The organism is Mycolicibacterium sp. HS_4_1, from assembly GCF_054515875.1.
Map to the genome: position 1 here is coordinate 2319175 of NZ_CM137261.1, position 16462 is coordinate 2335636.

Genomic DNA, 16462 nt, shown 5'->3' on the forward strand with positions numbered 1-16462 from the left:
GACCGCCCGTTAGGCTTGTCCCGTGTTTGAATCCCTGTCCGACCGGTTGACCGGTGCGCTGTCGGGTCTGCGCGGCAAGGGCCGACTGACCGACGCCGATATCGACGCCACCGCCCGCGAGATCCGCCTGGCGCTGCTCGAAGCCGACGTGTCGCTGCCGGTGACGCGCGAATTCATCGGCCGGATCAAAGACCGCGCCAAGGGCGCCGAAGTCTCCGGTGCGCTGAACCCCGCGCAGCAGGTCGTCAAGATCGTCAACGAGGAGCTCGTCGGCATCCTCGGTGGTGAGACGCGTCAGCTGGCGTTCGCCAAGACCCCGCCGACGGTCATCATGCTGGCCGGTCTGCAGGGTTCCGGTAAGACCACCCTGGCCGGCAAGCTGTCGAAATGGCTTGCCGAGCAAGGACATACACCGCTGCTGGTGGCCTGCGACCTGCAACGTCCCGGCGCGGTCAACCAGCTGCAGATCGTCGGTGAGCGGGCGGGCGTCAGCGTCTTCGCCCCGCACCCGGGAGTTTCGCCCGACGGCGTGTCCATCGACCAGATGACCACCGGTGACCCGGTTTCGGTTGCCGCCGCGGGTCTGGCCGAGGCCAAGGCCAAGCACTTCGACGTGGTGATCGTCGACACCGCCGGCCGCCTCGGTATCGACGAAGAATTGATGGCCCAGGCCGCCGCGATCCGCGACGCCGTCAAGCCTGACGAGACGCTGTTCGTCCTCGACGCGATGATCGGTCAGGACGCCGTCACCACCGCCAACGCCTTCCGTGAGGGCGTCGGCTTCACCGGTGTCGTGCTGACCAAGCTGGACGGCGACGCCCGCGGTGGTGCCGCGCTGTCCGTGCGTGAGGTCACCGGCGCGCCGATCTTGTTCGCCTCCGCCGGCGAGAAGCTCGAAGACTTCGACGTCTTCCACCCCGACCGCATGGCGTCGCGCATCCTGGGCATGGGCGACGTGCTCACCCTCATCGAGCAGGCCGAGCAGGTCTTCGACCAGAAGAAGGCCGAAGAAGCCGCGGCCAAGATCGGTTCCGGTGAGCTCACGCTCGAGGACTTCCTCGAGCAGATGCTGATGATCCGCAAGATGGGTCCCATCGGAAACCTGCTGGGCATGCTGCCCGGTGCCGGTCAGATGAAGGAAGCGCTGGCCGCCGTCGACGACAGCCACCTGGACCGGATTCAGGCGATCATCCGCGGTATGACCCCCGCCGAGCGGTCCGACCCGAAGATCATCAACGCCTCCCGGCGACTACGCATCGCGAACGGTTCCGGCGTCACGGTGGCCGACGTCAACCAATTGGTCGACCGCTTCTTCGAGGCTCGCAAGATGATGTCGCAGATGGCCGGCCAGATGGGAATGCCGTTCGGCCGCAAGAACACCCGTAAGGCCGCCAAGGGCAAGAACAAGCAGGCGGGCAAGGGCAAGAAGGGCGGACGGGGCCCGACGCCGCCGAAGGTCGCCAACCCGTTCGGCCTCGATCCGAGCGCGTTGCCGGGCGGCTTCCCGGACCTGTCCAACATGCCGCAGGGGCTCAACGAGCTGCCGCCGGGTCTTGCCGACTTCGATCTGTCGCAGCTGAAGTTCCCGAAGAAGTAAGGGCGTGATCCTGCACGTGCGCGGTCGGGCGTTGCCCGACGGCGAACAGGTGCAGTGGTGGATACACAGCGGGGTGCTGTCGGCTGAACCGTTAGCCGGCGCCGAGACCGTCTTCGACGGTGGCTGGATCATCCCCGGCCTGGTCGACGCGCACTGCCATGTGGGCCTGGGGCCGGGTGGTGCTGTCGAGCTCGACGAGGCAGAGCGGCAGGCCGAGACCGAACGACAGGCCGGTGCGTTGCTCCTACGCGACGCCGGCTCGCCGGTGGACACCCGCGCCTTCGACGACCGCGATGACCTGCCACGGATCATCCGGGCAGGTCGGCACCTGGCCCGGCCCAAGCGCTACCTGCCCGGGTTGCCGATCGACATCGAGGACGAGTCGCAGCTGCCGCAGTACGTCGCCGAACAGGCCCGCCGCGGTGACGGCTGGGTCAAGCTCGTCGGCGACTGGATCGACCGGGGAGCGGGCGACCTGGCCCCGCTGTGGTCCGACGACGTCCTCAAACAAGCCATCGCGGCCGCGCATGCCAACGGCGCGCGGGTGACGGCGCATGTTTTCGGTGAGGAGGCGCTGCCGGGGCTGATCAACGCGGGAATCGACTGCATCGAACACGGCACCGGGATCACCGACGACACCATCGAACTGATGCTGGCCCACGGTACGGCGCTGGTCCCGACCCTCATCAACATCGAGAATTTCCCCGGCATCGCGGAGAAGGCGGCCAAGTTCCCGGCGTACGCCAAGCACATGCGCGATCTGTACGCGACGTGCCCGCAGCGGGTGGGGGCCGCGCACGAGGCCGGGGTGCCGATCTATGCGGGCACCGACGCCGGCGGCATGATCGCCCACGGCCGGATCGCCGACGAGGTCGCCGCCCTCGGCCGCGTGGGGCTGAGTCCGACGGAGGCACTCGGGGCGGCCAGTTGGGACGCGCGAAAGTGGTTGGGGCGTCCGGTACTCGAGCACGGCGCGTCGGCCGACCTCGTCTGTTATCACGACGACCCGCGGTTGCCGGGTGTGCTCGACCACCCCGCGCTGGTGATCCTGCGTGGCCGCGTCTACTGACTTGCGGGGTACTGGCTGAAACCCCAGTCGAACAACTGTCTTGCCTGCGGGTAGAGGTCGCCGGTGCCGTACATCTGCACCACGACCAGCCGGTGGTTCCCGCGCTGCGCGGCGCCGACATAGGTCTTGCGGGCCCGGTCCGTATAGCCGGTCTTGCCGGCGAAATCGCCCGGATATCCCGTCAACAGCTCGTTCTGACTGGTCAGGGTACGGCCGGGGAACTGCGCGGACGTCTGCCGGAAAATCTCGGCGATCACGGGATACGTCAATGCGGCGCGGTAGATCACCCCGAGGTCGCGCGGTGTGGTGATCGACTCCCAGCCGGGGCCGTCGAGCCCGGAGGGCGAGCCGGCGTGCGTGCTGCGGGCCCCGAGCGCGGCCGCCTTGCGGTTCATGGCGGCCACCGTGACGCGTTGCCCGCCGAGCATGTCGGCCAGCATGTTGGCGGCATCATTGCCCGACACCATCAGCAACCCGTCCAAGAGTTGGCGCACGGAGTACACCTGACCCGGTTTGAGCCCGACGCACGAGCACTCGACCTTGGTGTGTGACTCGTTGGCCCGGCCCAGGGCATCCGGACGCAGGTTGTCCAGCACGACCATGGCCAGCAGTGGCTTGATGGTGCTGGCCGGGGCGTACGACCCGCCCGGGTCCTGCGATGCCAGCACCTGCCCGGTGTCGAGGTCGGCCACCAGCCAGGCTTTGGCAGGACCATTGGCCAGCGCCTGCGCGCCCGTCGGCTGTCCGGTGGGTTCGGCTGCGGCCCGATTGTCGGCACCGCCGACGGCGGCGATCGGGGCCGCCAGTGCCGTGCTGAGGGCCAGTACCGCGGCCGTGAACAGTTTGCGCACGAGCGCCGACGCTACGGACCGGAGGCTGCGATGAGCTCGCGCCGAGATTCCGGTCGGGTATCGGTTAGAGGGAACCGATACTGACCGAGCGTTCCTGCCCGAAGCCCCAGTCCAGCAACTGCGAGGCCTGATCCCAGTAGGTCGGGCCGCCCTCGTGCACCATGCCGTACATCATGGCGATGACCAGTCGGCGTCCGCCGCGGTCGGCGGCGGCCACGTAGGTCTTCTTGGCGGCGTCGGTGAAACCGGTCTTGCCGCCGATGGTGCCCGGGTACCGCTGCAACAGCTGGTTCTCGTTGACGATCTGCTCGGTGCCGTTCTTGCCGGGGAACGTCGCGGCGGGCTGCGCGGTGATCTGCGCGAAGTAGGGGTTGGCCATGGCGGCGCGGAAGATGATCGCCAGATCGCGGGGCGTGGTCCAACCCGAGCCGCCGGCGCCGTCCAGCCCGGACGGGGTGGCCGCGTGGGTGTCGACGGCGCCGATGGAGGCGGCCTTCGCGTTCATCTTGGCGACCGCGACGTCGTAGCCGCCGATCATGTCGGCCAGGGCGTCGGCGGCGTCGTTGCCCGACGCGAGCAGCACCGCGTCCAGCAGCTGGCGGGCGGTGTACACGTGGCCCGGGACGATGCCGGCGCAGTTGCACTCCACCTGGGTGTCGGCGACGGTGCCGGCCACGGTCGCGTCCAGGCTCGGCAGCTCGCTGAGCGCGGTGAGCGCCAGCAGCGTCTTGATGGTGCTGGCGGGCGGGTGCCGCAGGTCGATGTCGCGGCCGGCGAGAATCTGGCCTGAATCCATGTCGGCGATGATCCAGGCCGGGGCCGGTCCCGCCGGAATCGGCACGGTGCCGACCGGCTGGATGTCGGGATCAGCGGCCGCCACCGGCGGCACGACCAGGACCACGAGCGTCAGCGCGGCCCTGACGGCCGTTGCGAACCTTCCCATGGAGCCAGCAGCCTACTGTCCGAACCTGGACGGTGCCGTCTCTGCGGCGCCGCGGTGGTGTTCAATCGGACCATGTTGAGTCTGGAAGAGATCTCGGACCGTCTGGAAATCCAACAACTGTTGATCGCGTACTCGACGGCCATCGACACCCGCCGATTCGACGATCTGGCACAGGTTTTCACGCCTGACGCCTACATCGACTACCGCGCGATGGGTGGCATCGACGGGCATTTTCCCGAGGTCAAGGAATGGCTGTCCCAGGTGCTGCCGAATTTCCCCGCCTACGCGCACATGCTCGGCAACTTCGACGTGACCATAACCGGGGACACCGCGACGTCTCGGACCATCTGTTTCAACCCCATGGTGTTGCCCGGTTCGGAGCCGCCTCAGGTGCTGTTCTGCGGTCTCTGGTACGACGATGAGTTCCTCCGCACGCCAGAGGGCTGGCGCATGACGCGCCGTGTCGAGACGAAGTGTTTCGACCGGGTGGTCTGATCCCGCACCGCGGGATTTGGGCCGCTCGCAGCCGCTCTGGCAGAATGGTCGGCTGTCTGTCCGCGACTCGTTCAATGCGCCGCGCGGCGGTCACACACGTGAGGCAAGACCGGACCGGGCAATCCGCCCGAGTCGCTGAATTGCAGCGTGGCAATCATCAGGAGAAGTGCAGAACATGGCTGTCAAGATCAAGCTCACTCGGCTTGGCAAGATTCGCAACCCCCAGTACCGCATCATCGTCGCCGACGCGCGCACCCGCCGCGACGGCCGCGCCATCGAGGTCATCGGCCGGTACCACCCGAAGGAAGAGCCGAGCCTGATCGAGATCGATTCGGAGCGCGCGCAGTACTGGCTGGGCGTCGGCGCACAGCCGACCGAGCCGGTCGCCGCCCTGCTGAAGATCACGGGTGACTGGCAGAAGTTCAAGGGCCTGCCGGGCGCCGAGGGCACCCTGAAGGTCAAGGAGCCCAAGCCCTCCAAGCTGGATCTGTTCAACGCCGCGCTGGCGAACGCCGACGCCGCCCCCGGTGGCGAGGCTGTGACGCTGAAGAAGCGCAAGGACAAGAAGGAAGAGGCCGCCGAGGCCGCCGCCGAGACCGAGGCTGCCGAGGCCACTGAGGCCGAGGCCGAAGCGCCCGCCGAATGAGCAGCGTCGTCGTCGACGCCGTAGAGCACCTGGTGCGGGGGATCGTCGACAATCCTGACGACGTCCGCGTCGATATGGTGACCAGCCGCCGTGGTCGTACCGTCGAGGTGCACGTGCACCCCGACGACCTGGGCAAGGTCATCGGGCGTGGCGGCCGCACGGCCACCGCGCTGCGGACGCTGGTCGCCGGTATCGGCGGCCGGGGCATCCGTGTCGACGTGGTGGACACCGACCAGTAAATATGGACCTCGTGGTCGGCCGCGTCGTCAAGGCGCATGGCATCAGCGGCGAGGTAGTCGTCGATGTACGTACCGATGATCCCGGCGAGCGTTTCTCGCCGGGATCATCGCTGCGTGGCAAGCCCGGTGCGCGTAGCACCGAGCGCGCGGAACGTGACTATGTGATCGAGGCGGTTCGCGAGCACGGCGGACGGCTGCTCGTGCGGCTGGCGGGCGTCACGGACCGCAACGCGGCAGATGCGTTGCGCGGCATGCTGTTCCTGGTGGACTCCGAAAGCCTGCCGCCCATCGACGAGCCCGACGAGTTCTACGATCACCAGCTCGAGGGCCTCAACGTCCGCACCGTCGACGGCGTCGAGGTCGGTGTGGTGACCGAGGTGCTGCACACCCCGGGCGGCGAGCTGCTGTCCATCCGAACGGAAGCCGGTGCCGAGGTGCTGGTGCCGTTCGTCACCGAGATGGTGCCGACGGTGTCGTTGGCCGACGGCCTGGTGGAGATCGATCCGCCCGACGGCCTGCTCGAGCTGGGTTGATACCCATGCGGATTGACGTCGTCACCATTTTCCCGGCGTATCTCGATGCACTGCAGCAGTCCTTGCCGGGCAAGGCGATCGCCAACGGCACCGTGCAGCTCGGCGTCCACGACCTGCGGAACTGGACGCATGATGTCCACAAGTCGGTCGATGATGCCCCGTACGGCGGTGGGCCCGGCATGGTGATGAAGGCGCCGATCTGGGGTGCCGCGCTCGATGAAATCTGTACGCCGGAAACGGTTTTGGTGGTCCCGACGCCCGCGGGCCGGTTGTTCACCCAGGAGCATGCGCACCGCTGGACGGGCGAGCAGCACCTGGTGTTCGCCTGCGGTCGCTACGAGGGCATCGACCAGCGGGTCGCCGATGATGCCGCGCGGCGGATGCGGGTCGAAGAGGTGTCCATCGGCGACTACGTGTTGCCCGGCGGCGAGTCCGCGGCGCTGGTCATGATCGAAGCCGTGGTGCGGTTGCTCCCCGATGTCTTGGGCAATCCGGTTTCGCACCAAGATGATTCACATTCCGCGCATGTCGGGGGAGTGCTGGAGGGGCCGAGTTACACGCGGCCACCGGTCTGGCGTGACCTCGAGGTGCCCCCGGTGTTGTTGTCCGGCGACCATGCCAAGGTGGCGGCGTGGCGTCGCGAACAGGGTCTGCAGCGGACGCGCGAGCGCCGGCCGGACTTGTTGAACCCGGATCGCATGGGGAACTAGCTGATTCGCCCGCCCGGGAACATCGTCTTGACGGCGTTGGTGATGGTCGTGCGGGCCGTGGCGTCATCAGTGGGCTGCAACGAGCCGATCGCCATGACGTAGCGTCGGTCGGCGCCGATCACACCGGTGGACATGTGCATCCAGTTGTTGCCGTTCCACTCCGGCATCCAGCCCTGCTTCACCGCAACCGGTTCGCCGTACAGGCCATCCGGGATGCCGAAGCGCTGCGGGTAGCCGTCGGCGCCGGAGGGCGTGGACGCGGCCAGATCAGACAGGATGATGCTGGCCTGCTCCGAAGGCAGCCCACCGGAACCGTTGATCAACTGGTCGTAATAGTGCACGAGGTCGGTGGGAGTGCTCATGGTGTTCCACCACTTGCCGTCATAGGGCACCGAGGTTCCAGTCAGCCCGTAGCGGGCTGCGACGCGGGTGATGACGCTGTTGCCGCCGCTGCGGTTCCAGAAGACCTCGGCCGCCGAGTCGTCGGACGACCGCAGCATGGTGTCCAGTGCCTGGCGGTCGGTCGCGGTGAGCTCGATCTGGCCCTTGGCCTCCTGCAGCAGCAGATCGTCGGCGATGAACAGCTTGGCCACCGACGCGATGGGCATCGGGGACCCGTCGCCGGTGGCGATCAGCTGGCCGGTGTTGCGATCGAGCACCGCGGCGCTGATCGACGCCCCGGCTGCCGAGGCATCGCTGCTGGCACTGCGTTCGCGGCCATCGAGGCCCGTCATGGCCGCCGCGGGTTCGGCGGCTGGGGCGTCCGGCATCTCCAGCGCGGTGACCACTGGTACGACGGTCAGCGCGATCCGATTCGGCGGCGGCGCTCCGTACACCTTCGCCTCGCAGCCGGCTGTGAGCATCACCGCTGCTGCCGCGGCAGCGGTGATGGTCAGCAGCTTCAACGGCTGCGGGCGCATGGTTCTCCTAAGCCTGATGACGAACAAAACGTCACGACGGATAAAATTCTGGTTGATCAGCGTAACGGGTAAAGCTGTGTTGGGTGTGGCGTCTGTGACAGCGCCGAGTGTGATGTCTGCTGCACCGGGCCCGGTGGGGTCACGATTTCGTCACCCGGCGGCCGTCTGGCACAATTGAGCAGTTGTCCGCGCTGGGCGCGGGGTCGGCGTCTGTCTGATGTGTCCCCGCCCGCTGTGGCATCCGCCAAGTACGTCCGTAAAGAGAATGGCTGTTCCGTCGCGCCGCATGGCGTCCGGCGGCTGTAGCCCGCGAGTTAGCAAGGAAGTGTCACCGATGAAAACGCTGGACTTCGTCGATCAGGCGTCGCTGCGCGACGACATCCCGGCCTTCAACCCCGGCGACACCCTCAATGTGCACGTCAAGGTCATCGAGGGCAACAAGCACCGCATCCAGGTGTTCAAGGGCGTCGTGATCCGTCGCCAGGGTGGCGGCATCGGTGAGACCTTCACCGTCCGTAAGGAGAGCTACGGCGTTGGCGTCGAGCGGACCTTCCCGGTGCACTCGCCGAACATCGACCACATCGATGTCGTCACCCGCGGTGACGTGCGTCGCGCCAAGCTGTACTACCTGCGCGAGCTCCGTGGCAAGAAGGCCAAGATCAAGGAAAAGCGCTGAGCTTGTTCGGCGACCTTTCAGCCGAGCTGATTAGCCTGGTGCCGTGACCGGCCCAAGCGAAGACAGCACCACCCCGGACAGTCCGACGACGGACGACGCCGACACCACAGCGCCCGCAGACTCGGCAGGCAAGGCTGACACCGCCGACGAGAAGCCGAAGTCGAAGCTGGCCGCGCTGCGCGAAGGCGTCGTTCTCGTCCTCACCGCGGTGCTGCTGTATTACGTCGTGCTGACTTTCGTCGCGCGACCGTACCTGATTCCGTCGGAGTCCATGGAGCCCACGCTGCACGGATGTAGCGGCTGCGTCGGCGACCGGATCATGGTCGACAAGTTGACCTATCGGTTCGGCGCGCCCGAGCCCGGCGACGTCGTGGTCTTCAAGGGCCCGCCGAACTGGAACATCAGCTACAAGTCGATCCGTTCGGACAACCCGACCATGCGCTGGATCCAGAATGCGCTCTCGGTGATCGGCTTCGTGCCGCCCGATGAGAACGATCTGGTGAAGCGCGTGATCGCGGTAGGCGGCCAGACGGTGCAATGTCGTGACTCGACGGGGCTGACGGTGGATGGCAAGAAGCTCAAAGAGCCGTACCTGGATCCGGCGACCATGATGGTCGACCCCGCGACCGACCCGTGCCTGGGCAACGAGTTCGGCCCGGTGAAGGTGCCGGACGGCCGGCTGTGGGTGATGGGGGACAACCGCACCCACTCGGCTGACTCGCGGGCCCACTGCACCAACACGCCGGCCGACGCCATCAACGCGCTGATGTGCACCGGTGACCCGATGGCGGGCACCGTGCCGGTTGCCAATGTGATCGGGAAGGCCCGGTTCATCGCGTGGCCGCCGTCGCGCTGGGGCGGTGTGGTCACGGTCAATCCGCAGACCGGTCAATAGGTTTTGCCTTGCCCGTTTGGCCACCTCGCACGGTGATCCGCAAGTCCACGGGCCTGCGCACCCTGGAGTCCGCGCTGTACCGCGGCGGGTTGGGCCCGGTGGCCGGAGTGGACGAGGTGGGCCGCGGGGCCTGTGCTGGCCCGCTCGTCGTGGCGGCTTGTGTGTTGGGGCCGAATCGGCTGGAAAGCCTGGCGGCCCTTGATGATTCGAAGAAGCTGAACGAAGCCGAACGGGAACGGTTGTTCCCGTTGATCCGGCGCTACGCCCTCGCGTACCACGTGGTGTTCATTCCCTCGACCGAGGTGGACCGGCGCGGGGTGCACATCGCGAACATCGAAGGCATGCGCCGTGCTGTCGCGGGGCTGTCTCTGCGGCCGGGCTACGTACTCTCCGACGGGTTCCGGGTGCCGGGCCTGTCGGTGCCATCGCTGCCGGTGGTCAGCGGGGACGCCGCGGCTGCCTGTATCGCCGCGGCGAGCGTGCTGGCCAAGGTCAGCCGCGACCGGCTGATGGTCGAGATGGATACCGTGCATCCGGGCTACGGGTTCGCGGTGCACAAGGGTTACAGCACCGCCGCGCACACCGCGGCACTGGCGGAACTTGGGCCGTGCCCCGAGCACCGGTTCTCGTTCGCCAATGTGCGCAAGCTGGCTGCCAACCCGGCGATAGGGCAGCGCTGCCGATCCGGGTGAGGAAAAATGGGAACTAGTCGCCAATCCGAAGAAGACATGGCCCGCAAGAACCGAAGGACCGTTGAACTGATGAGTCTGTGCCGATGAGTGCCGAGGATCTCGAGAAGTACGAAACCGAGATGGAGCTCTCGCTGTACCGCGAGTACAAGGACATCGTCGGGCAGTTCAGTTACGTCGTGGAGACCGAGCGCCGCTTCTACCTGGCCAACAGCGTCGAGCTGATCCCGCGCAATGCCGACGGCGAGGTCTACTTCGAGCTTCGGCTGGCCGACGCCTGGGTCTGGGACATGTATCGGCCGGCGCGATTCGTGAAGCAGGTCCGGGTCATCACCTTCAAAGATGTCAACATCGAAGAGGTCGAGAAGCCCGAGCTGCGCCTGCCCGAATAGCCCGTGTCGACCATCGGCGAGCTGTTCGCCGTCATCGACCTGGCGGGCGTCCTGACCAACGCAGTCCTGGGTGGCATCGTCGCCCGCGACGAGCGCATGGATCCCATCGGCTTTCTGACCCTGGCGTTGCTCTCCGGGCTCGGCGGCGGCATCATCCGCGACACCCTGCTGCAACACGGACCGCCGGTGGCGCTCACCGATTTTCGCTACGCGCTGTGCGCGGTGATCGGTGCCGCGATCGCCTTCCTGATGCCCATCGGCGGCCGCGGCTGGCATGCGGTGTTTCCCTACGTGGACGCGCTGGCCCTCGGTTGCTGGGCGACGGCCGGTGCACAGAAGACGTTGGCAATCGGCCTCGGCTGGGTGCCCGCGCTGCTGCTGGGCACGGTCACCGCGGTCGGCGGCGGCGCGCTGAGGGATCTCACGACGCACCGGGTGCCGCAGATTTTCGGCGGCAACACCCTCTACGCGACCAGTGCGCTGGCGGCCAGCGCCGTGGTCACCGGCTTCTGGTATGTCGGGCTGGCGCAAACCGGCGTGTTGGTCGGCACCGCGGTCGGCGCCGGCCTGTGCCTGATCTCCCGCCGCCGTGGTTGGCAACTGTGGGGTGGTCTGTCGTGGGAGTGCAGCTTCGGCCGGAAGCCGGGGCAGCGGCTGCCGCACATGTCGGTACGGATGCTGCGTGACGAAGCCGGTGGTTCGAGCGGCAGCGCCGGCGACGGTCAGCGGTAGCGCAGCTCCAGGCTGCGGTGCCTGCGCACCATGAGGCTGGGCACCCATTCGGCCTCGACGAGCTCGAACCAGTCGGTGGCCTCCAGCAATGTGGTGATCCCGATGCGGGCTTCCGTCCGGGCGAGGGCGGCCCCGACACAGAAGTGCAGGCCCTTCCCGAACGCCAGGTGATTGCGCAGGTTCGGCCGGCCCAGCTGCAGCAGGTCGGGATCGTCGAAAGCTGCGGGGTCGCGATTGGCCGAACCCCAGAGCAGCAGCAGATGCCCGTCCTTGGGTAGTGGTACGCCCGCAAGCGTGGTGTCCCGGCGGATGTGCCGGTGATGGTTGCGGAAGGGTGACTCCAGCCGCAGCGTCTCCTCCAACAGTGCGGGCACCAGTCCGAGGTCGGCCCGCACCTGCTCCTGGACGTCGGGCAGGGTCGCCAGAAGCCGGGTGGCGTTGCCCATCAAGCCGGCGGTGGATTCGCCGCCGGCACCCACCAGCTGGATCAGCATGAGCACCGCCGCGTCGCTCTGGAGGGCACCGGCGGCGACGGCGCGGGCGAGGTCGCCGAGCAGATCGTCGCGCGGGTTCGTCTGCGCCGCGGCGAATTTGGCGTACAGGTAGCCGGCCAGCTGCGTCGAGGTTTCGATCGCGGTGCTGATGTGTTCGAGATCGAAGACGCCGCTGAGCAGTTCGGTGCTGCCGTAGCCCCACTGCACCAGCTGCGGCACGTCGTCGTCGGGCAGTCCGATGAGCCTGGCCACCAGTGTCATCGGCAGGCGGTCGCCGATGGCGGACATCCACTCGATGCGGCCGTCCACCGCCGCATCGCGCCACAGGCTTCGGGCAATGTCGTCGATCACCGGCTCGAGAGCCCGGATTCGTTTGGCCACCAGGGCCGGCAGCACCAGCTTGCGTTCGTGTGCGTGCCGCGGGTCGTCACCGGTGGCCAGGACATGTCCAGCGGTGTCGATGGCCCCTATGTCGAAGGTCGACGGGCGCCTTCCCTCGGTCACCAGCGTGGCGGTCAGATTCGACGAGAAGTCATCCGGGCGGCTGACGGCCTCTTGGACGGCGTCCCAGGTAGTGGCCAGGTAGAAGTCCGTGCCGGTGACCCGGTGCACCGGACCGGTGAGTCGGAGCTGCGCGTACCAGGCATACGGATCGTCCAGCGTGGACGGGTGGAGAAGACCCGAAACTAGTTGCACGCCTTGAGCTTTGGGCTCAATAGCCACCGTGTCAAGGGTGATTTTCGGCTGTCTCACGCACGGTTCATGAGCTGCGCCGATGCGGACGACTTTGGAAAATACGTCTCGCTATGAGACATATCCGTCGGTTAGTATCAGGCAATGGACTGGCTGATCGGCGCCGAGCGCCGCGATGCGGGTGTTGAACGCATCTATGCCGCCGCGGCGGCCAGTGCAGCGGCCCGGGGCCTGGACCGGTTGAGCATCGACGAGGTCGCCGCGCGCGTGGGCTGTTCTCGCGCGACGGTGTACCGGTACGTCGGTGGCAAACAGGCGTTACGGGATGGGGTCTTGGCGCGCGCGATCACGCGGGTCGGCCGGGAGATCGACCACGCGGTGTCCGGGCGCACCGGGCCGGAACGGATCGAAGCGGCCGTGCTGTCCGCCGTTCGAGTGGTGCGGGCCGACCCGCTGGCCGCGAATCTGGTGCGCACCGGTGCCTTGGCCGACTTCGATTCGCCCCGGCTGGCGCAGGCGGCAGGCGAGCTGTCGGGGACCGCCGATCCGCTGCTGGCGGACTGGATCGTGCGGGTCGTGCTGTCGTTGCTATGTTGGCCTTTGGCCGACGAAAGGGCCGAGGAGCTGGTGGTACGCCGGTACGTGGCCGCCGTAGCCGGGCCGGTGGACCGCCGATGACCGTCCCGATCGGCGGTCATGACTAGGGCCTTTGCGGCAATGGATTGTTAGGCTGAGCAGATGGCAAACAAGCCGCAGAGCAAACCGTCGCTGGCGGCGACGAGTTGGACGCTGCTGGGCATGTTGTCGTACGAAGAGGAACTCAGCGGCTACGACATCAAGAAGTGGATCGACTGGAGTGTCGGTTTCTACTACTGGAGCCCGTCCTACAGTCAGATCTACACCGAGCTGAAAAAGCTTGAGGGACTGGGCTATCTGGAGTCCCGCGTCGAGCAGGACGAGGGTCTGCGCTCTCGCCGCCTCTACAAGATCACCGAGTCCGGCATGGCAGCGGTGACCGACTGGACCAACAACGCGCCTGTCGACCCTCCTGTGCTCAAACACAGTGTGCTGCTGCGTGTTACGTTCGGTCATCTCAGCAACCCGACCCGGCTGCGGGAGCTGTTGGAGCAGCACGTCGCCTATTGCGAGGCCATGGAGCGCCAGGCTGCCGAGGACTCCGACGGCGCCAAAGCTCAGCCGGTGTGGGCGTATTCGGTGATCGCGCTGCGGTGGGCCGCCAAGTACTACGCCGCCGAGCGCGAACTGGCGCTCGAGCTCATGAAGGACATCGACGAGGCCGACGCGGTCCTGCAGACCGCTGCGAAAGGCGTTGCGGGTATGCCACGTTCGATGCCGGGCCTGTGGCGCGAGGTCGAGCGCGAAGTGCAGGGGCGCCGCGAGTAATCGCGACCTGCCACGAACCCGGCTCCCGTAGCCAGAGGCGGCTATGGAACGGGTGCCGGAGAATGTGACTCCGTCCGACGTGGTTACCTTGGGCGGGGACAGCGATTCTGGTGCACGCCTGTCACCGCGAACCATCCTCGCGGTGACAGGGGCGTGCCGGGTCAAGGATCGTGTGAGCCCTGGACACAGAAGGAGTGACCGATGGCTGACCGCAATGTGCTGGGTGCTCCGCTGGAACCGTGCGGCGTCGAGCCGCTGACCGGCTTCTACCGCGACGGCTGCTGCTCGACCGGACCCGAGGACGCCGGTCTGCACACCATCTGCGCGACTGTGACCGCCGAGTTCCTTGAACACCAGCGCTCGATAGGCAATGACCTATCCACGCCGATGCCCGAATATCGGTTCCCTGGTCTGTCTCCGGGCGACCGCTGGTGCGTGACCGCGGTGAACTGGCTTCGGGCTCACCGCGACGGATGCGCAGCACCGGTGGTGCTTGCTGCCACCCACGAGCAAACCCTCGAAGTCGTGGCCCTCGAGGTGCTGAGGGCATACGCCGTCGATGTGCCCGACGATCTCGGTGGCCTCTGAGTCGACTGGTGGCGAGCCCAATTCGGCTGCCCGCCGCGCAATCCCGGTCGGAGGCGCCTCGGCGGGCGGTCTACAGCTTTCCCGCAGCATCCCGTCCGGCGATGTAGCCGTACACCAGCCCCTGCGCGATGGTCGCGCCCGCACCCGGGTACACCGCACCGAAGGCGTTGGCCGCCGTGTTGCCCAGCGCGTACAGCCCGTCGATGACGCCGCCGTTCTCGCGGTGTACGCGGCCACGTTCGTCGGCCACTACGCCGCCGCAGGTGCCGAGGTCGCTCAGCGTCATCTTCACCGCGTAGAACGGGCCCTTGACCAGCGGGCGCAGGTTCGGGTTGGGAGTGACTGTGGGGTCGCCGTAGTAGCGGTCATAGGCGCTGAGGCCGCGATCGAAATCAGGATCGATGCCGGCAGCCGAGCTCTCGTTGAACCGCATCATGGTCTGCTCGAAATCGGCGATCGGGACGCCCATGCGGGCGGCCAGCTCGGCGAAGGTGCCGGCTTTGACGGCAATGCCCGCCTCGTACCAGGACGTGGGCAACGGCATCCGCGGGAACGATCCGGCGGCGAATACATAGCTGTTGCGGTACTTCTGGTCGAACACGATCCACATCGACTCGATCGGGGTACCCACATGCTCGAGCTCGAGCACGCGCTGGCCGAACGACATGTAGTCGGTCGACTCGTTGACGAAGCGCTTGCCGTTCTGATCGACGATGAGAGAGCCCGGCAGCGAGCGCTCGGCCAGCAGCACGGCCGGCGGACGGCCGCCCGCGGACGCGACCGCGGGGAACCACCAGGCCTGGTCCATCAGTGCCGTGGCGGCACCCAGGTCGGTGGCGGCCCGGATGGCCTCACCGGTGTTGGAGTCGGCGCCGAGGCTCTCGTGGTCGCCGAGCGAATCGGACTGGTGCTTGTGGCGCATTGCCATGTCGTGGTCGAAGCCACCGGCCGCCAGCACCACACCACGCCGGGCAGTGACGGTGACCTCGCGGCCCGCGTGCGCCAGCACGGCGCCGGTGACCCGCCGGCCGTCGGCGGTCAGCCGAACCAGTGCGGTATCGGTCCAGATCGGGATACCGGCCTGCAGCACGCCGGCAAACAGCCCGGCCGCCAGTGCCTGGCCGCCGGCGATGTACTCGCGGCCCAGCAGCGTGCCGCCGACGCCCTGCGCGAGCCGTTTTACGATGAGCGGTAAGCCTTTTCGTGGCACCCGCGTCATCAGGTTCATCCACTTGTAGTCCGCGCCGGTGGTCGGCATCGGCACCGTGACCTCCATGACGCCACCGCGCAACCGGTCGCGGTACTTGCCGAGCACGCGGGCATTGAGTGGGCGGCACTCGCAGGTGCGTCCGGTGGCCCGGCCACCCGGAAGCTCGGGGTGGTAGTCCGAGTACTCGCGGGCCCAGAACAATCGCATCGGCGTGGTGCGCCCGAGCATGTCGACCGTCGCATTGACGTGCTTCAGGAAGCCGGTGGAGCGGGCCGCCGGTGCGGTCCCGTGCACCACCGCGTCGAGGTAGGTCGCGGCGCGATCGGCGGTATCGGCAGTGCCCTTGTCGGTCAGCAGCGGAGTGGTCGGCAGCCAGAGGGCGCCGCCCGAGCGGGCGGTGGAACCGCCCACATCGGAGGCCTTCTCGACGACGAGGACGTTCAGCCCGGATTCATGACCGCTCAGCGCCGCGGCCAGGCCGGTGCCGGAACCGATCACCAGCAGATCGACGGTCGTGTCTGTGATGTCGAGGCCGGCCGGAATCGTGGCCGCGGCAGATGTCGTCACGGCCGCTACCGTATTGCGGCAGATGGCTTTCCGGCCTCGGGCGTCCCTACCAGTGGGAGAACACGTGGATTGCCCACCCCGTTGCTGTTAGACCTGAAAGATCAAAACTGCAGCCCAGA

At 67.4% G+C, this 16462-nt stretch carries 20 protein-coding genes; 15 read left to right on the forward strand and 5 right to left on the reverse strand.

Going from position 1 to position 16462, the window contains the following annotated elements:
- The first annotated feature begins 22 nt into the window (after positions 1 to 22).
- The gene (gene ffh, locus ACX12F_RS10995) at positions 23 to 1597 is read left to right on the forward strand and encodes a signal recognition particle protein (RefSeq protein ID WP_459369589.1); all 1575 of its coding nucleotides are present in this window, start codon (positions 23 to 25) and stop codon (positions 1595 to 1597) included.
- Positions 1598 to 1601: 4 nt separating this feature from the next.
- Positions 1602 to 2666: an amidohydrolase family protein gene (locus tag ACX12F_RS11000; protein WP_459369590.1), complete on the forward strand. Its 1065-nt coding sequence runs from the start codon at positions 1602 to 1604 to the stop codon at positions 2664 to 2666.
- Here ACX12F_RS11000 and ACX12F_RS11005 read toward each other — a convergent pair.
- Positions 2660 to 3517 (reverse strand): D-alanyl-D-alanine carboxypeptidase family protein, encoded by an 858-nt coding sequence (locus ACX12F_RS11005; protein WP_459369591.1) that lies wholly within the window; start codon positions 3515 to 3517, stop codon positions 2660 to 2662. The genes ACX12F_RS11000 and ACX12F_RS11005 overlap by 7 nt on opposite strands.
- Before the next feature lie 64 nt (positions 3518 to 3581).
- Positions 3582 to 4460 (reverse strand): D-alanyl-D-alanine carboxypeptidase family protein, encoded by an 879-nt coding sequence (locus ACX12F_RS11010; RefSeq protein WP_459369592.1) that lies wholly within the window; start codon positions 4458 to 4460, stop codon positions 3582 to 3584.
- A gap of 72 nt (positions 4461 to 4532) precedes the next feature.
- Between ACX12F_RS11010 and ACX12F_RS11015 the strand changes: the two genes are divergently transcribed.
- From ACX12F_RS11015 to trmD, 5 genes are all read left to right on the forward strand, one after another.
- Positions 4533 to 4955: a nuclear transport factor 2 family protein gene (locus ACX12F_RS11015; RefSeq protein WP_459369593.1), complete on the forward strand. Its 423-nt coding sequence runs from the start codon at positions 4533 to 4535 to the stop codon at positions 4953 to 4955.
- Positions 4956 to 5130: 175 nt separating this feature from the next.
- On the forward strand, positions 5131 to 5601 hold the full coding sequence (rpsP, locus tag ACX12F_RS11020) for a 30S ribosomal protein S16 (protein WP_029105754.1): 471 nt from the start codon (positions 5131 to 5133) through the stop codon (positions 5599 to 5601).
- The gene (locus ACX12F_RS11025) at positions 5598 to 5840 is read left to right on the forward strand and encodes an RNA-binding protein (RefSeq protein ID WP_003881089.1); all 243 of its coding nucleotides are present in this window, start codon (positions 5598 to 5600) and stop codon (positions 5838 to 5840) included. The genes rpsP and ACX12F_RS11025 overlap by 4 nt, the downstream gene beginning before the upstream one ends.
- 2 nt (positions 5841 to 5842) lie before the next feature.
- Positions 5843 to 6373 carry a ribosome maturation factor RimM gene (gene rimM / locus ACX12F_RS11030; protein WP_459369594.1) on the forward strand — a complete coding sequence of 177 codons (531 nt, stop codon included), beginning with the start codon at positions 5843 to 5845 and terminating at the stop codon, positions 6371 to 6373.
- A gap of 5 nt (positions 6374 to 6378) precedes the next feature.
- Entirely contained in the window at positions 6379 to 7083 is a 705-nt protein-coding gene (gene trmD, locus ACX12F_RS11035; protein WP_459369595.1) for a tRNA (guanosine(37)-N1)-methyltransferase TrmD, read from the forward strand.
- Here the strand turns inward: trmD and ACX12F_RS11040 are convergent.
- A complete protein-coding gene (locus ACX12F_RS11040) occupies positions 7080 to 8003 on the reverse strand; it encodes a serine hydrolase (RefSeq protein ID WP_459369596.1) in 924 nt (307 codons plus the stop codon). The genes trmD and ACX12F_RS11040 overlap by 4 nt on opposite strands.
- Positions 8004 to 8337: 334 nt before the next feature.
- On the opposite strand from ACX12F_RS11040, the gene rplS reads away from it, so the two are divergent.
- From rplS to ACX12F_RS11065, 5 genes are all read left to right on the forward strand, one after another.
- Positions 8338 to 8679, forward strand: a complete 342-nt coding sequence (rplS, locus tag ACX12F_RS11045) for a 50S ribosomal protein L19 (protein ID WP_020103768.1) — start codon at positions 8338 to 8340, stop codon at positions 8677 to 8679.
- A 43-nt stretch (positions 8680 to 8722) separates the two neighbouring features.
- Positions 8723 to 9574 carry a signal peptidase I gene (lepB, locus tag ACX12F_RS11050; RefSeq protein WP_459369597.1) on the forward strand — a complete coding sequence of 284 codons (852 nt, stop codon included), beginning with the start codon at positions 8723 to 8725 and terminating at the stop codon, positions 9572 to 9574.
- Positions 9575 to 9582: 8 nt separating this feature from the next.
- Positions 9583 to 10266, forward strand: coding sequence for a ribonuclease HII (locus tag ACX12F_RS11055; RefSeq protein ID WP_459369598.1), 684 nt, complete (start codon positions 9583 to 9585; stop codon positions 10264 to 10266).
- An 83-nt stretch (positions 10267 to 10349) separates the two neighbouring features.
- Positions 10350 to 10655: a DUF2469 domain-containing protein gene (locus tag ACX12F_RS11060; protein WP_003893809.1), complete on the forward strand. Its 306-nt coding sequence runs from the start codon at positions 10350 to 10352 to the stop codon at positions 10653 to 10655.
- Positions 10656 to 10658: 3 nt separating this feature from the next.
- Positions 10659 to 11387 carry a trimeric intracellular cation channel family protein gene (locus tag ACX12F_RS11065; RefSeq protein WP_459369599.1) on the forward strand — a complete coding sequence of 243 codons (729 nt, stop codon included), beginning with the start codon at positions 10659 to 10661 and terminating at the stop codon, positions 11385 to 11387.
- On the opposite strand, the gene ACX12F_RS11070 is transcribed toward ACX12F_RS11065, so the two are convergent.
- Positions 11378 to 12604 carry a cytochrome P450 gene (locus ACX12F_RS11070; protein ID WP_459369600.1) on the reverse strand — a complete coding sequence of 409 codons (1227 nt, stop codon included), beginning with the start codon at positions 12602 to 12604 and terminating at the stop codon, positions 11378 to 11380. The genes ACX12F_RS11065 and ACX12F_RS11070 overlap by 10 nt on opposite strands.
- 114 nt (positions 12605 to 12718) lie before the next feature.
- Here ACX12F_RS11070 and ACX12F_RS11075 point away from each other — a divergent pair, with 114 nt between their 5' ends.
- The 3 genes from ACX12F_RS11075 (at position 12719) to ACX12F_RS11085 (ending at position 14566) form a co-directional block, all read left to right on the forward strand.
- A complete protein-coding gene (locus tag ACX12F_RS11075; protein ID WP_459369601.1) occupies positions 12719 to 13252 on the forward strand; it encodes a TetR/AcrR family transcriptional regulator in 534 nt (177 codons plus the stop codon).
- A gap of 60 nt (positions 13253 to 13312) precedes the next feature.
- Positions 13313 to 13978, forward strand: a complete 666-nt coding sequence (locus tag ACX12F_RS11080) for a PadR family transcriptional regulator (RefSeq protein ID WP_459369602.1) — start codon at positions 13313 to 13315, stop codon at positions 13976 to 13978.
- Between the two features lie 201 nt (positions 13979 to 14179).
- On the forward strand, positions 14180 to 14566 hold the full coding sequence (locus tag ACX12F_RS11085; protein WP_459369603.1) for a DUF2237 family protein: 387 nt from the start codon (positions 14180 to 14182) through the stop codon (positions 14564 to 14566).
- Between the two features lie 70 nt (positions 14567 to 14636).
- Here the strand turns inward: ACX12F_RS11085 and ACX12F_RS11090 are convergent, their stop codons facing one another.
- Complete coding sequence (locus ACX12F_RS11090; RefSeq protein ID WP_459369604.1) at positions 14637 to 16343, reverse strand: 3-ketosteroid-delta-1-dehydrogenase; 1707 nt, start codon at positions 16341 to 16343, stop codon at positions 14637 to 14639.
- Positions 16344 to 16462 lie beyond the last annotated feature (119 nt).